Annotated in this window: 17 protein-coding genes; 12 read left to right on the plus strand and 5 right to left on the minus strand. The window is 71.7% G+C overall.

From position 1 onward, the window contains the following. The first annotated feature begins 2 nt into the window (after nt 1-2). From fliL to ASC58_RS18005, 10 genes are all read left to right on the plus strand, one after another. The gene (fliL, locus tag ASC58_RS17960) at nt 3-470 is read left to right on the plus strand and encodes a flagellar basal body-associated protein FliL (protein ID WP_056920251.1); all 468 of its coding nucleotides are present in this window, start codon (nt 3-5) and stop codon (nt 468-470) included. A gap of 189 nt (nt 471-659) precedes the next feature. Beyond that, the gene (locus ASC58_RS17965; RefSeq protein ID WP_056915837.1) at nt 660-1,532 is read left to right on the plus strand and encodes a flagellar motor switch protein FliM; all 873 of its coding nucleotides are present in this window, start codon (nt 660-662) and stop codon (nt 1,530-1,532) included. Between the two features lie 26 nt (nt 1,533-1,558). Next, entirely contained in the window at nt 1,559-1,951 is a 393-nt protein-coding gene (fliN, locus tag ASC58_RS17970; protein ID WP_056915836.1) for a flagellar motor switch protein FliN, read from the plus strand. Then, nucleotides 1,948-2,904: a flagellar biosynthetic protein FliO gene (locus ASC58_RS17975; protein WP_056920252.1), complete on the plus strand. Its 957-nt coding sequence runs from the start codon at nt 1,948-1,950 to the stop codon at nt 2,902-2,904. Before fliN ends, ASC58_RS17975 begins: the two co-directional genes overlap by 4 nt. Beyond that, nucleotides 2,897-3,871: a flagellar type III secretion system pore protein FliP gene (fliP, locus tag ASC58_RS17980; protein ID WP_235529307.1), complete on the plus strand. Its 975-nt coding sequence runs from the start codon at nt 2,897-2,899 to the stop codon at nt 3,869-3,871. The genes ASC58_RS17975 and fliP overlap by 8 nt, the downstream gene beginning before the upstream one ends. 16 nt (nt 3,872-3,887) lie before the next feature. Beyond that, on the plus strand, nt 3,888-4,157 hold the full coding sequence (locus ASC58_RS17985) for a flagellar biosynthetic protein FliQ (RefSeq protein WP_056915834.1): 270 nt from the start codon (nt 3,888-3,890) through the stop codon (nt 4,155-4,157). Continuing rightward, nucleotides 4,157-4,933, plus strand: coding sequence for a flagellar biosynthetic protein FliR (fliR, locus tag ASC58_RS17990; RefSeq protein ID WP_056915833.1), 777 nt, complete (start codon nt 4,157-4,159; stop codon nt 4,931-4,933). The genes ASC58_RS17985 and fliR overlap by 1 nt, the downstream gene beginning before the upstream one ends. After that, complete coding sequence (locus ASC58_RS17995) at nt 4,930-6,069, plus strand: flagellar biosynthesis protein FlhB (RefSeq protein WP_056920253.1); 1,140 nt, start codon at nt 4,930-4,932, stop codon at nt 6,067-6,069. The genes fliR and ASC58_RS17995 overlap by 4 nt, the downstream gene beginning before the upstream one ends. 54 nt (nt 6,070-6,123) lie before the next feature. Next, the gene (gene flhA, locus ASC58_RS18000; protein ID WP_056915831.1) at nt 6,124-8,175 is read left to right on the plus strand and encodes a flagellar biosynthesis protein FlhA; all 2,052 of its coding nucleotides are present in this window, start codon (nt 6,124-6,126) and stop codon (nt 8,173-8,175) included. Nucleotide 8,176: 1 nt separating this feature from the next. Further along, nucleotides 8,177-8,509: a hypothetical protein gene (locus ASC58_RS18005; protein WP_056920254.1), complete on the plus strand. Its 333-nt coding sequence runs from the start codon at nt 8,177-8,179 to the stop codon at nt 8,507-8,509. A gap of 54 nt (nt 8,510-8,563) precedes the next feature. On the opposite strand, the gene ASC58_RS18010 is transcribed toward ASC58_RS18005, so the two are convergent. Beyond that, on the minus strand, nt 8,564-8,956 hold the full coding sequence (locus ASC58_RS18010; RefSeq protein WP_056920255.1) for a hypothetical protein: 393 nt from the start codon (nt 8,954-8,956) through the stop codon (nt 8,564-8,566). Here ASC58_RS18010 and ASC58_RS18015 point away from each other — a divergent pair. Beyond that, the gene (locus tag ASC58_RS18015) at nt 8,955-9,623 is read left to right on the plus strand and encodes a GNAT family N-acetyltransferase (protein ID WP_235529308.1); all 669 of its coding nucleotides are present in this window, start codon (nt 8,955-8,957) and stop codon (nt 9,621-9,623) included. The genes ASC58_RS18010 and ASC58_RS18015 overlap by 2 nt on opposite strands. A gap of 11 nt (nt 9,624-9,634) precedes the next feature. Here the strand turns inward: ASC58_RS18015 and ASC58_RS18020 are convergent, their stop codons facing one another. Both ASC58_RS18020 and ASC58_RS18025 read right to left on the minus strand, forming a co-directional pair. Beyond that, complete coding sequence (locus ASC58_RS18020; RefSeq protein WP_056915828.1) at nt 9,635-10,168, minus strand: LytR C-terminal domain-containing protein; 534 nt, start codon at nt 10,166-10,168, stop codon at nt 9,635-9,637. Nucleotides 10,169-10,232: 64 nt separating this feature from the next. Further along, nucleotides 10,233-10,529 carry a type II toxin-antitoxin system VapB family antitoxin gene (locus ASC58_RS18025; protein WP_056915827.1) on the minus strand — a complete coding sequence of 99 codons (297 nt, stop codon included), beginning with the start codon at nt 10,527-10,529 and terminating at the stop codon, nt 10,233-10,235. A gap of 97 nt (nt 10,530-10,626) precedes the next feature. On the opposite strand from ASC58_RS18025, the gene ASC58_RS18030 reads away from it, so the two are divergent. Then, on the plus strand, nt 10,627-12,222 hold the full coding sequence (locus ASC58_RS18030; RefSeq protein ID WP_056920438.1) for a helicase HerA-like domain-containing protein: 1,596 nt from the start codon (nt 10,627-10,629) through the stop codon (nt 12,220-12,222). 193 nt (nt 12,223-12,415) lie between these two features. On the opposite strand, the gene ASC58_RS18035 is transcribed toward ASC58_RS18030, so the two are convergent. Continuing rightward, nucleotides 12,416-13,297 (minus strand): DUF559 domain-containing protein, encoded by an 882-nt coding sequence (locus ASC58_RS18035; RefSeq protein ID WP_056920256.1) that lies wholly within the window; start codon nt 13,295-13,297, stop codon nt 12,416-12,418. Between the two features lie 166 nt (nt 13,298-13,463). Beyond that, complete coding sequence (locus ASC58_RS18040; protein WP_056920257.1) at nt 13,464-14,387, minus strand: AEC family transporter; 924 nt, start codon at nt 14,385-14,387, stop codon at nt 13,464-13,466. Nucleotides 14,388-14,389 lie beyond the last annotated feature (2 nt).

Raw genomic sequence — 14,389 nt, forward strand, 5'->3', positions numbered from 1 at the left:
CCATGAGCGCCACCGCCACCGCGCCGGCCCCTGTGGCCGCCGCCCCCGAGCCCAAGGGCAAGAGCAAGAAGCTCCTGATCATGATCGTCGTGGGCGTCCTCGTCCTCGGCGGCGCCGGGTACTGGTTCTTCCTGCGCCCCTCCGGGGACACCGCCGCCGCGAAGGTCCCCGTGCCCGGCAAGGTCGCCGACCTCGAGCCGCTCACCCTCAACCTCGCCGACGGCCGCTTCCTCAAGGTCGGGCTGTCCCTGCAGCTGTCCGCGGACGCGAGCGCCGGTCACGGCGCCGACGAGTTCAACGGCGCCAAGGCGCGCGACGCGGCGATCCAGATCTTCGGCCAGCGCACGTACGCCCAGCTCCTGGCACCCAAGGGGCGCGAGGCCGCCCGCAAGGCGCTCGACACCGAGGTGAAGCACCGGTACGAGGGCGAGGTCCTCAAGGTGTACCTCACCGAGTTCGTCATGCAATGACCCCCTGACCCGGGTGGGGACGCGTGAGGTCCCCCGTCCACGCGCCCCCAACCCGAACAGCTCCACCGCACCGCCGCCCACCGCGGCGGTGGTCACCCGGCCAGAGCCGCCTCCCTCGTGGGGTCGTCCTTTCGGCCGGGTTCTGGACAAAGCCTCAGGTGGGCACCCCACCTGCCGATCTGGGGCTTCGTGAGTGCCGAGCCGTTGTCCTACGACTTCCGCAGTCCGGGCCGGCTCAGTCGTGAGCGGGTGCGGGCCCTGCAGGTCGCGAACGAGACCTTCGCCCGTCAGCTGTCGACGGTGCTCTCGACGACCCTGCGGACCGTGGTCCACGCCCGCGTGCTCTCCGTGCGCCAGGTGACCTACGACGAGTACATCCGCACCGTGCCCAACCCCAGCCTCCTGGCGGTCCTCTCCTTCGAGGAGCAGCCCGGCACCGCGCTCTTCCAGCTGCCGATGGGCGTGGTCATGAGTGTCATCGACCGGCTGCTGGGCGGCGCCGGCGGCAGGGTCCAGCCGATCCGTGCCCTGAGCGACATCGAGACCACCCTCGTGCGTGACCTCGTGCAGCGGGTCGCCGCCGAGCTGACGTATGCGTTCGAGAGCCTGGCGCCCGTCCGGGCCGGCCTCGAGACGCTCGAGTCCAACACCCAGTTCCTCCAGGTCGCCGTGCCCGCGGACCCCGTGGTGGCCAGCGAGGTCGAGGTGCGCATCGGCGACCAGGCCGCGACCGCCACCCTCTGCATGACCCTCGCCACGCTCAAGCCGATCCTCGCGTCCGTCGACGCGCTGTCGGCCGTGGCCGCCGCCGACAGCCGCGTCCTGGCTGCGGCCCGCGTGGTCGAGGCCCGCCTCCAGCAGGTCGAGATCGACGTCACCGTGGCCTTCCGCGAGGTGACGCTCACCTCTGCGGAGGTCTTCTCGCTCGCGGTCGGCGACATCGTCCCGCTGCGCCACCCCGTGGCCGAACCGCTCCTCGTCGCCGCGGACGGCGTCCCTGTCGCCTCGGCCACCCCCGGCAGCCACGGCAAGCGGCTCGCCGCCCAGATCGTCACCCCCTGATCCCCGCCCCACCCGAAGGACACACCATGAAGTTTGACGAGACCCAGGTCGCCGACTCCCCGGTCGACGCGCCGGTCGACGTGCCGCTCGAGGGTGTCCCCGCGCCCGCGGCTGCCTTCCAGCCGCTGGTGGGTGGCTCGCCGTTCGCCGACGTCGACCCGCGCCGCCTGCACCTGCTGCGCGACGTGGAGATGGGCATCAGCGTCGAGCTCGGCCGGACGCGCATGAAGGTCCAGGAGGTGCTGTCGCTCGCCCCCGGTGTCGTCCTCGAGCTCGACCGCGCGGCCGGGAGCCCGGTCGACGTCCTGGTCAACGGCACGCTCATGGCCCGGGGCGAGGTCGTCGTCGTCGACGAGGAGTTCGCCGTCCGGATCACCGAGGTCGTCAGCGCAGAGGCTGACGCGCGGGGCCGGGCATGACCGACGGCTCGGTCGTGCTGGCGGTCCTGCGCCTGCTCGTCTCGCTCGCCGTCGTGCTGGTGCTCCTCGTCATGCTGGCCCGCTGGGCCTCCAAGCGCGGCCTCGGCTCCGGCCGTCCGGGTCGCTCGACGGTCGAGGTCGAGGTGCTGTCCCGTCGTTCGCTGGGCAAGGCCTCCACCCTGCAGGTGGTCAAGGTCGGCTCGCAGGTCATGGTCCTCGGGGTGACCGACCGTGGGGTCACCGTCCTCGGCGAGCTCGGCGACGAGGACGTCATCCCTGCCACGCCGCCGCTGTCCGTCGTGCGCTCGGTGCTGCCCGCGGGCGTCTCGTCGATCGCTCCTGCCGTCTCCCCGGGTGCCCCGGTCACGCCCGCCGCCCACCCGCTCGTCGCGTCGGACCCCGGTGCGTCCGCTGCGGGGCCGTTCGATCCCTCCGCGTCCGCCCAGGCCTGGTCGGCGCCCCTCACCGCCCCGGTCGCGGCGCCGGCCGTCACCCCTGCGCGCTCGGCCACCTGGGCCGAGGCCGAGAACCGCGCCCTGGTCGCCGCCGGCCTGCAGACCCGCAGCAGCGCCCGCGCCGCCCGCGAGGCGAGCAGGGCCAACCGGCCCCGCCGCCTGTCCCTCGGCGCGCTCGCGCCCGCCGCCCGCCCCCGCCGCCAGCACCGGTCCGCCCAGGCGGTGCCGACCCTGCACGCGATCCAGGCCCTCCAGTCGGCCCAGGCCCTCGAGTCGGCGCAGGGTCTCCAGTCGGCGCAGGGTCTCCACTCAGTCCCGGCGGCCCCCGCCCTCCAGCTGGCCCAGCCCGCGCAGAGCCGACGGTCACGTCGGTCGCGCACCATCGTCACCCCGGTCGACTCCCGCGCGACGCGTCGGGCGGCCCAGGCACCGACCGGGTGGCCGTGGAACGCTGCCGCCGTCGTCCTCGGCGCGACCGGGATCAGCCGACGTGGCTGAGCTCTCCCGCGCGCTCCGGCGTCCTGCCGGAGCCGTCTGGCTGCGCCGCGGTGTCGCGGTGGGACTGCTCACCCTCTCGGCGGTGGGCCTGTCGGGCGCCGTCGCCCAGGCCGCACCGTCCGCGGCCGCCTCCTCGACGCAGGTCGGCGTCGCGTCCGTGGCCCCCGGCTCGGTCACCGGCGTCCGGGCCGCCACGGCTCGGACCGCCACCCCCGCGCTCGCCGCCACGACGCCGTTCTCGGTGCCCGGCGCCATACCCTCGCTGGTCGCCGCGCCCACCCCCACCCCGTCGCCCACGTCGACCGGTGGCGTCTCCGTCGAGGTCGACCCCAGCCTGGGCAAGCCCAGCCAGACGGTCAGCATCATCCTGCTGCTCACGGTGCTCTCGGTGGCACCGGCGATCCTCGTGCTCTGCACGTCGTTCACCAAGATCATCGTCGTGCTGTCCCTGACGCGGAACGCGCTCGGCACCACGACCATCCCGCCGAACCAGGTGCTCGCCGGCCTGGCCCTCTTCCTCAGCCTCTTCATCATGTCGCCGGTGCTGTCGGCGATGAACGACTCCGGGGTGCAGCCTTACCTCAAGGGCGAGATCACGCAGAGCCAGGCGTTCGACGCCGGGGTGAAGCCGCTGCGCGAGTTCATGATGAAGCAGACGCGTCCCGCCGAGCTCGCGACGATGGTCAAGCTGAGCGACCAGGCCGCACCGGCCACCCCCGACGACGTCCAGCTCACGACGCTGATCCCCGCCTTCGTGCTCTCGGAGCTGAAGTCGGCGTTCATCATCGGGTTCGTCGTCTTCATCCCCTTCCTCGTCATCGACGTCGTCGTCAGCTCGGTGCTGATGTCGATGGGCATGATGATGCTGCCCCCTGCCCTGATCTCGTTGCCCTTCAAGCTGTTGCTCTTCGTCATGGTCGACGGCTGGAGCCTGATCGCGACCGCCCTCGTGCAGAGCTACCACTGAGGGACGGGGGACGACAGTGACCGATGCCGACGTGGTGCACATCGGCCTCCAGGCGATGATCCTGGCGGCCAAGCTCTCCATGCCCGTGCTCCTCGTGGCCCTCGGCATCGGCTTCGGCGTCTCGCTGCTGCAGGCCGTGACCCAGGTGCAGGAGGTCACCCTCTCCTTCGTCCCCAAGCTCATCGGGGTCGCCATGGTCATCCTCGTCGCGGGTCACTGGATGCTCCAGGAGACCATCGCGTTCACCAAGGCGATGTTCACGATGCTCCCGCAGCTGCTGAGCTGATGCGGGCCAACCTGTCGGCGGACACCCTCGTGGTGCTGCTCCTCGCGACGGTGCGGATGTCGGCGTTCTTCGCCATCGCCCCGCCCTTCAGCAGCCGGTCGGTGCCGGCCCGCATCAAGGCCGCGCTGGCCTTCGCCCTGGCGCTGTGCCTCCTGCCGAACCTCAAGGACCAGTCGCCCACCATCAGCCTGCCGTCGCTGGTCGGCGCCACCCTGTGGCAGGTCGCGGTCGGCATGACGATGGGGTTCGTCGTGCACCTCGCCATGGCCGCCATCCAGGCCGCCGGTGAGCTGATCGACCTCGCCAGCGGGTTCACCCTCGCCAGCCTCTACGACCCGCTCTCCAACGTCTCCAGCAGCATGTTCGGCCGGGTCCAGCAGCTCCTCGCCATCACGCTGCTGTTCGCCGCCAACGGCCACCTGATCCTGGTGCGCGGGTTGATGATGACGTTCGAGACGGTGCCGCTGCGCCCGCTGTCGATCGGTGACCTGGCCCGCCTCGCCACCGACGACCTGGGCCGGTTCCTCGCCGGCGCGCTGCAGATCGCCGCACCCGTGCTCGTGGTGCTGTTCCTCGCCGAGCTCGCGCTGGGCCTCGTGAGCCGGGCCGTGCCCACCCTGAACATCTTCGCGATGAGCTTCCCCGTGAAGATCCTGCTCGCCATCTCGCTGGCCGGGGTGGCGTTCTCGCTGCTCCCAGGTGCCGTGAGCAAGCTGCTGGACCAGGCGACCCACGACATGGTCTCCGTGGCCACGATGATGGGGACGCGCTCGTGAGCGACAAGGCGTCCAAGACAGAGAAGCCGACCCCGCAACGCCAGCAGGAGGCCAAGAAGGACGGCCAGATCCCGCGGACCGCGGAGCTGAGCGCGTGGGTCGCGGTCATCGTCGCGTCGGTGCTGGTCCCGAAGCTGGTCCACGGTCTCGCCGACCTGTTCCGCGACCTGCTCGGGGAGCTCCAGCGCGTCATCGTCGAACCGGATCCCGCGATCGCGATGCAGGTGCTCAAGACGGCCGGCATCCACAGCCTGCTGCTGCTCGCGCCGCTGATGGGCGCCATGGTGGTCGCGGCACTCGTGAGCAACGCCGCCCAGGGCGGCATCCGTATCTATGCCAAGAAGTTCAAGCCGAAGTTCGAGACGCTCAACCCGGCCAAGGGCCTGAAGAACCTCGTGGGCATGCACGCTGCCTGGCAGCTGGTGAAGACCCTGCTCAAGTTCGTCGTGTTCGGCTGGATCGGGTACCGCGCCGTCCGCGACATCACCGAGCAGATCTCCACGAGCGGCCAGTGGTCCCTCGGTGCGTCGGTCGGGGCCGCGGCCGGCTCGGCCCTGAGCATCCTGCGCGTCATCGCCGCGGTCGGGCTGGTCCTCGCCGCGGCCGACTACGTCATGGAGCGTCGCCGCATCGGGTCGTCGCTGAAGATGAGCCTCGAGGACATCAAGCGCGAGAACAAGTCCTCCGAGGGCGACCCGCTGCTCAAGGGCATGATCCGCGGCAAGCAGCGCGAGATGAGCCGCAACCGCATGATGTCCGACCTCTCGTCGGCCGACCTGGTCCTGGTCAACCCGACACACGTCGCCGTGGCGCTCGCCTACGAACCCGGCCGGGGCGCGCCCCGCGTCGTCGCCAAGGGGGCCGGCCTCGTCGCGGCCAAGATCCGTGAGGACGCGGCCGAGCTCAAGCTGCCCCTCGTCGAGGACGTGCCGCTCGCCCGCATGCTCTACCGCAGCTGCCAGATCGGCCAGGAGATCCCCGCCGAGCTGTATGACGCGGTGGCGGGAGTGTTCGTCTTCGTCATGGGCCTGCGCCAGCGCGACGCCGCGCGAGGCTTCCACCGCAACCCCAACGCCGCCCGCACGGCACCGCCGGCCCTGCTCGAATCCTCAGGTGCCCGCCGTGCGGGTCGATAGGAGGCGTGCCATGACAGCTGCCGTCACCACCCACCCCGCGCAGGCCGAGGTCCGATGAAGAGCCGGATCGGCCAGATCGGCATCCCCGCGGGCATCGTCGCGATCGTCGTGATGATGGTGGTGCCGCTCCCGAGCGTGGTCCTCGACATGCTCCTCGCGGTGAACCTCACCTTCTCGGTGCTGATCCTGCTCGTGGCCCTGAACGTCAAGCGGCCCCTGGACTTCGCGGTCTTCCCGTCGTTGCTGCTCATCGGCACGCTCTTCCGCCTGGCCCTCAACGTCAGCGCCACGCGCCTGGTGCTGCTCGACGGCTTCGCGGGCAAGGTCATCGACGCGTTCGGCCACTTCGTCGTCGGCGGGTCGATCATCGTCGGCCTCGTCATCTTCATCATCCTCGTCGTCATCCAGTTCGTCGTCATCACCAACGGTGCCGGGCGCGTGGCCGAGGTCGGGGCGCGGTTCACCCTCGACGCCATGCCCGGCAAGCAGATGGCGATCGACGCCGACCTCAACTCGGGCCTGATCGACGAGGACGAGGCGCGCCGCCGCCGTGCCGACGTCTCGGCCGAGGCGGACTTCTACGGCGCGATGGACGGTGCCTCCAAGTTCGTCAAGGGCGACGCCATCGCCGCCATCGTCATCACCCTGGTCAACCTCATCGGCGGCCTCATCATCGGTGTGGCCCAGCGCGGCGAGAGCCTGAGCGACGCCGTCGCGACCTACAGCCTGCTGTCCGTCGGCGACGGCCTGGTCTCGCAGATCCCTGCGCTGCTCATGTCGATGTCGACCGGTCTCATCGTCACCCGTGCCACCACCGCGCAGGACATGGGCAGCGACCTCGTCGCCCAGTTCGGTGCCCAGCGCCAGCCGATCCAGGTCGCCGGTGTCGCCGTCGCGGCCCTCGCGGTCATCCCCGGCCTGCCCAAGCTCCCCTTCCTCATCGTCGGTGCCGCGGCCCTGCTCATCGCCCGCACGCTGCCCAAGGCAGGGGAGAAGGAGGCCGCGGACGAGCGCGCGGCGGCCGCCGCCCTGCCGCCCGGCCCGTCGGCCGACAGCCCCGAGGTGCTCGCCCACGACATCCGCGTCGAGCCGCTCGAGCTCGAGCTCGCGTACGACCTCATCGGCCTCGTCGACGCCAGTGCAGGCGGCGACCTGCTCGACCGCGTCAAGGCGTTGCGGCGCAAGCTCGCCCACGAGCTCGGCATCGTCATCCCGCTGGTTCGGACCCGGGACAACATCGACCTCCCGCAGCACACGTACGCCATCCGGTTGCACGGCGTCGAGGTCGCGCGCGGAGAGGCGCCGGCCGGCATGGTCCTCGCCATCGGTGACCACCTGGCCGCGCTCGAGGGCACCCCGACGAGGGAGCCCGTCTTCGGGCTCGAGGCCAAGTGGGTCCCGGTGCACCAGCGGGGTCGCGCCGAGGCGGTCGAGGCCACCGTCGTCGACCGTTCGTCCGTCGTCACGACGCACCTCGCCGAGGTCGTCCGCCAGCACGCCCACGAGCTGCTCGGTCGTGAGGACGTCAAGCTGCTCGTCGAGGCGGTGCGGGCCACCCACCCGGCCGTCGTCGAGGAGATGACGCCCTCCCCGCTGACCCTCGGCGAGGTCCAGCGCGTCCTCGCCGGGCTGCTCTCCGAGGGCGTCGGCATCCGCGACCTGGTCCGCATCTTCGAGGCGCTGTCGCTGCGCGCCCGGGTCAGCACCGACCCCGACTCCCTCGTCGAGGCCGCCCGGCTCGCCCTGGGCCCGGCCATCGCCTCGTCGCACGCGGTGGGCGGCGAGCTTCACGTCCTCACCTTCGAGCCGCGGCTCGAGCAGCGGCTCCTGGAGTCCCTGCGCGGCGGCGAGAACGGGGTGCAGCTCCTCGTCGACCCGTACTTCGCCGAACGCCTCGCCACCGAGGCCGTTCGGGTGTCCCAGCGCGCCGAGCAGTCGGGTGTCCAGCCCGTGCTGGTCTGCGCGCAGCCGCTGCGACGAGCGGTCCGCCGCCTCGTCGAGCCCGGCGCACCGCAGCTCGCGGTGCTCGCCTACTCAGAGCTCGGCGGCCACCTGCGCCTGACCACGGCAGGGGTCGTCGACGTCGTGGAGAGCGTGGTGTCCTGACATGGCCAAGAAGTCCCGTCCCGCAGCCACCGGCGCCCCGGCGACGAACGGCTCCAGCCGGTTCAAGTCCAGCGTCCTGCTCGGCGCGATGCTGTTCGCGCCGGCGGCCTTCCTCGTCCTGCGCGGCAACCTGTCGGTCAACGAGGCGCTGGTGCGCTTCGGCTGTGCGCTGGCGTTCGCGATGATCGGGACGGCCGTCGTGATCTCGAGCCTGCCGGCCGAGGACCGCGGTCCGTCCGCGGAGGACCAGGCGCAGCGGATGGCGGACGCCCCGGCCCCGGTCACGGAGTCCACGACGTCCATGGGGGTCCCGGTGACCCAGCCCGTCGGCTGAGGCACGCGGCACACCGTCCCGCGGTGACCGCCGGGGCGAGGTTCTCGGTGGGCCTCAGACGATGCTGAGCAGCGCCTGGGCGTAGGCGCACTCGGGGTCGGCGTCGGTGAAGGTGGCCGGGCCCTCGGGGCCGGACACCTCGACGGCCCAGGAGTCCCCGTCGCGGTGCAGTCCCGCGAACCGGTCGCCGAGCAGCTCGCGCAGCTGGTCCTCGCGCGGCAGCCACAGGGCGCTGTCGAGGGTGACGGAGTCGAGGGCCCACTCGGTCGTGCCGTTGAACCCCAGCAGGGGCTGGCCCTTGAAGGTGTGCACGTCGATGGTGAGGTGGCTGATCCAGAAGACCTCCCCGAGGACGTTCGGCTGGTCGATGGTGAAGCGGTCCCCGGGCACCGGCTCCCAGAGCACCCCACCCTCACCGAGGCTGCGGGCCAGCTCGACCGTGATCATGGTCCGAGCCTACGTCCCGGTCGCGCCTGCTGCCGGGGCGCGGAACCCGGTGGCCCGCCGGCTCCGGGTGCGGCACGGTGGGGTGGTGCCCCAGCCCCCGCTGCAGACCGCCCGCCTCGACCTCGTGCCGCTCGCCGACGAGCACCTCGAGCTCGAGGTGGAGCTCGACTCCGACCCCGAGGTGCTGCGCTACCTCTGGGGTCGGGCCAGGACGCGCGACGAGGTCGAGCGCAACCACGTGCAGCGGCGCCGGCGGGCGGAGGTGGTCGACGGCCTGGGGATGTGGGTCGGCTTCCTGCGCACCGTCGAGGGCGCGCCGGAGGACCGTTTCGTCGGGCTGTGGATGCTGACGCCTCCCCATGGCCCGAGCCAGGATCGCGTGACGGGGGAGGCCGACCTGGGGTACCGCATCCTGCGCCGGCACTGGCGGCAGGGCTTCGCCAGCGAGGGGTCGAGGGAGCTGCTGCGCCACGGGTTCGAGGTGGTCGGCCTGTCGCGGATCTTCGCGCAGACGATGGCCGTGAACGCCGGCTCCCGGGCGACGATGACGAGCATCGGGATGCAGTTCGCCCGCGCGTTCCACGAGCACCACGACGACCCCGTGCCCGGCAGCGAGCAGGGGGAGGTCGAGTACGAGCTGCGCCGCGAGGACTGGGAGCTGCGCTGACGACGTCGGGGTCAGCAGGTCTTCGTCGTGGTCGCCGTGGCAGTCGGTGTCGGTGTCACCTTGGGGGCGGCGGTGAGCTTCGTGTACTTGTCGCCGAGGACGAGGTCCACGGAGGAGTCGGTGCGGCTGTCCTTGACCGCCTTCGAACCCTTGACGAGGCCGAGGACGAGCTTGCTGCCCTTCGCCCCGGTCGGTCCGAACCTCACCTCGGCGGCGATGGTGACCTTGCGCTGCAACGGGTCGTTGGCCACGGTGGAGACCCGGAACCCGCGCTTGCGCACGTCGGTGGCGGTCTTCGCGGCGAGGCCGGCGCGGTCGGTGGCGTTGTAGACGTTGACGGTCACGTCGGCGGGCAGGACGGGTCCGGCCGTGGCGGTGCAGCTCGGCCGCGGCGTCGCGCGGCGTTCGTCGGAGGCCTGGTAGTACGAGTAGGCGTACCAGAAGGCGAAGAACAGCATCAGCGCCACGATCCCCAGCGTGATGAGGGCGCGGCGACGTCTCGCGCGACGAGAGCTCGACGCCCCCGACTCCACGATGTAGCTCACACCCACCTCCGCCTACGTCACGCCCCGACGCGCAGCCTGTCGCCGACCGGGACCTGCTGCGGGGCTAGTCAAGCACGAGGACGCGCGCGTGCAGGGTAGGTCGCTGCTGAAGGGCGGCACGCAGTGCGCGGTGCAGGCCGTCCTCGAGGTAGAGGTTGCCCTCCCACTCGACCACGTGGGCGAAGAGGTCGCCGTAGAACGTCGAGTCCTCGGCGAGCAGCTGCCCCAGGTCCAGCGTCCGCTTGGTGGTGATCAGCTCCTCGAGGCGCACCATGCGCGGAGGCACCTCGGCCCAGTCGCGTGGCGAGTCCTTGCCGTGGTCCGGATACGGCTTTCCCTCGCCCACCTTCTTGAAGATCACCCAGCAACCATAGGGGTATGCCGCGGGCGGCCCCAGCCGTGCGACCGCCTCCGCGACGGCCTGCCGAGCGGACGAGAGCCGCACTAGAGTGCCGAACGTGACCGAGAACGCGAGTGCCGACCCGTCCGCGCAGTCCTCCGAGCAGCTCGACGCCATCCGCGCCGGCTACTCCTTCACCGGTGGGGCGCTGCTGTTCGGTGCCGCGGTCATCGACGGGACGGCGCATCCCGACGCGCCGGTCAAGGTGCCGCTCGCGACGCTGAACCGGCACGGACTCGTCGCCGGCGCCACCGGTACCGGCAAGACGAAGACGTTGCAGCTCATGGCCGAACAGCTCTCCGGCCAGGGCGTCCCCGTCTTCCTCGCCGACATCAAGGGTGACCTCTCGGGCATGGCCACCGCCGGCGTGGCCAACGACCGGATCACCAGCCGCTCGACGGAGGTCGGGCAGCAGTGGGTCGGCACGGCATACCCGACCGAGTTCCTGTCCCTCGGCGGACTGGGGCAGGGCATCCCGATCCGCGCGACGATCACGTCGTTCGGCCCGACGCTGCTCTCGAAGGTGTTGGGCCTCAACGACACCCAGGAGTCGAGCCTGGGACTGGTCTTCCACTACGCCGACTCGAACGGTCTCGCGCTGCTGGACATCAAGGACCTGCGCGAGGTCGTCTCCTTCCTGACCTCCGACGAGGGCAAGGCCGACCTGAAGGGCCTCGGTGGCCTGTCGTCGGCGACTGCCGGGGTCATCCTGCGCGAGCTGATCGCGTTCTCCGACCAGGGCGCCGACGCGTTCTTCGGTGAGCCGGAGTTCGACACCGCCGACCTGCTCCGCACCGCGGCCGACGGCAAGGGGCTGGTGACCTGCCTCGAGCTTCCCGCGGTGCAGGACCGGCCGGCGCTGTTCTCGACGTTCCTCATGTGGATGCTGGCCGACCTGTTCCACGACCTGCCCGAGGTCGGCGACGCCGACAAGCCGAAGCTCGTCTTCTTCTTCGACGAGGCGCACCTGCTGTTCGCCGACGCGAGCAAGGCGTTCCTGTCGGCGATCGAGCAGACGGTGCGGTTGATCCGGTCCAAGGGGGTCGGCGTCTTCTTCGTCACCCAGAGCCCCAAGGACGTGCCGAGCGGTGTGCTCGCCCAGCTCGGCAACCGGGTGCAGCACGCCCTGCGCGCCTACACGCCCGAGGACGCGAAGGCGCTCAAGGCTGCGGTGTCGACCTACCCCCACAGCGGCTACGACCTCGAGGAGCTCCTCACCAACCTCGGCACGGGCGAGGCCGTCGTCACGGTGCTGTCCGAGCGGGGTGCGCCCACCCCCGTGGCCTGGACCCGGATGATCGCGCCCCAGTCCTTGATGGCTCCGTCCGACCCGGCCCTGGTCACGAGCCTCATCGCCGCGTCGTCGCTGTCGAGCAAGTACGCCGCGGTCGTGGACCGCGAGTCGGCGTACGAGAAGTTGCAGGCGCGTCTGCAGGCAACCCCGGCCGCCCCCGCGGCGCCGGCGCCCTCGCCCGCTGCCCCGGCCCCCGCACCCGCGGCCCCCAAGCCGGCCCGACCGGCCAAGGAGCAGCCCGGGATCGTCGAGCAGGTCGTGCAGTCGAGCGCGTTCAAGTCGGCCCTGCGCTCTGCCGGCACCGTGCTCGGCCGCGAGATCACCCGGTCGATCTTCGGCACCGCCCGCCGCTCCCGCTGACCGCGCGCCTTACCCCTCCTGTGGCGACGACCCGCTGACCCGCGCGCCTTACCCCTCCTGTGGCGACGACCCGCTGACCGCGCGCCTTACCCCTCGTATGGCGACCGCCCGACGATCACCTCGCGTCGGTCGTTGCGGTGGTGCGCACATGTGGGATCGGGCCGGAGGCGAGGTGATCGTTGGCCGGTCCCGCTCAGGCCGCCGACCGGAGGTGCGCCCGCTGGGCGACCGCCTTGGCGAGCATCTCGGCAACCCACGCCGGACGTGTCATGACCTGCGACCACGTGAAGCGCAGGACCAGCCAGCCTGCGCACGTGAGCCTCGTGTAGCGCGCGACGTCGCGATCCATGGCATCGCGCTCACCGTGGTACTCCATGCTGTCCGCCTCGAGGGCGATCCGGAGGGACTCGTCCGCGAGATCCACCCGGCCCACCCATCCGCGATCGTCGTCGATCCGGACCTGGCAGCGCACGTCGAGGCCCGGTACTCCCAGGGCGACTGCGCGCAGAGCCGACTCGAACGGGTTGGCCGCCAGGGGCGAGGCCTGCGCGAAGACGCGTCGGGTGCGTGATCGGTGCAGGCGAGGCACGTCGGTCAGCCGGTTCGAGAGCTGGGAGGGATGCACGGAGCGGTCCCGGAGGGCGGAGTCGGTGATGGCGAGCGCCTCGGCGAAGGGCAGCAGGGCGGCGCAGTCGAGGAGGGTGCGTTCCCTGGAGGTGACCCAGCTGTCGACGATGTCTCCCGGCGCCAGGGTGCGCCATCGCAGGTCGACCTGGGCGCGGTCGTCGCGGGAGATGTTGCGTCCGCGTGGGACGCAGATCTGCGGCCGGCGGGGCTCCCACATCCTCGCCCAGCCCCAGTGGGAGGCCGCGCTGATGAGCACCGCCGTCCCCGTCAGCTCGTGCGCCAGACGTCGTGTCCGGTCGTCGGTCGGCAGCGCGTACCGGCCCCGGGACGCCCGGGTCACCTCGCCGCTGGCGACGGCGCGCTCGAGCTCCCCGCGGGTCACCGCGCGCAACAGCTGCTTGCGCGGGGCGATGCCACCCAGCTCAGCCACGGCTGCTGCCACGTTCATCTGGTCAGTCTCGGCGATCGGTGAGATCGATCCTGGAGTTCTCCACAGCCCCACCACCCGACGACACGCTCGCAGCGGGACTGGAGGTGGTGAGCGCGACCGTGGCCAGCGCGGTGGCGAGGTGATCGTTGGCCGGTCGGCGGCCGGCAGCGTGGTGCCGGCGGGGTCAGCCGAGGACGGCTGCAGCCACCAGGATCACGGGGACCGCGCCCACGGTGGTGATGAGGATGGTGTCGCGGGCCAGGACGGTGGCCCGGTCGTAGCGGCTGGCGTGCACGAAGATGTTCTGCGCCGTCGGCAGCGCCGAGGTGACGACGATGGCGAGCAGTGCCGGCCCGTGCACCCCGAGGACGACCGCGCCGACGAACCACGCCACCGCGGGCTGCACCAGCAGCTTGATGGTCGAGGTCGTCGCGAGCTCGGCCACCGAGCCGGCCCGCCCGAGCCCGGGTCCGAGGCGCAGCGCGATGCCGTACGCGATGAGCATGCAGGGCACCGCCATGTTGCCGATGAGGGTGAGCGGGTCGCGCACGATCGGCGGCAGCGTCCACCCGGTCAGCGACAGCCCGAGACCGGCGAGCGACCCGACGGTGAGGGGGTTCCGGAACGGCCGGGCGACCACCTGCCACACCGAGGTCGGACGCCCGCGCACGTCGGCGTCGAGCAGCGACAGGGCCAGCGGCTGGAGCACGAGCAGCTGCAGCAGCAGGGTCGGGGCGACCAGGGCCGCGTCGCCCAGGACATAGCTGGCCACCGGGATGCCCAGGTTCCCCGCATTGACGTATGACGCGCACAGCGCGCCGATGGTGCCCTCACCCAGGCCGCGGTGCCAGACCCACCGGGCCAGGGCGGCGTACAGGGCGACGCAGACGACCACGGCGGCGCCGGAGGCCACGAGGTTGGCCGAGAGCACCGCGTGGACGTCGGCGCGCCCGAGGGTGATGACCATGAGGGCCGGGCTGGCCACGAAGAACGCGATCCGCGACAGCACCTGCTGGGCGCCGAGGTCGACGACCCGCAGGTGGGCGAGCAGCGCGCCGACGCCGATGACGACGGCAATGGTGACGAACCCGGTGAAGACTCCCTGCACAC

Origin of the sequence: Phycicoccus sp. Root101, assembly GCF_001426245.1 — a bacterium.
Classification (GTDB): Bacteria; Actinomycetota; Actinomycetes; order Actinomycetales; family Dermatophilaceae; genus Pedococcus.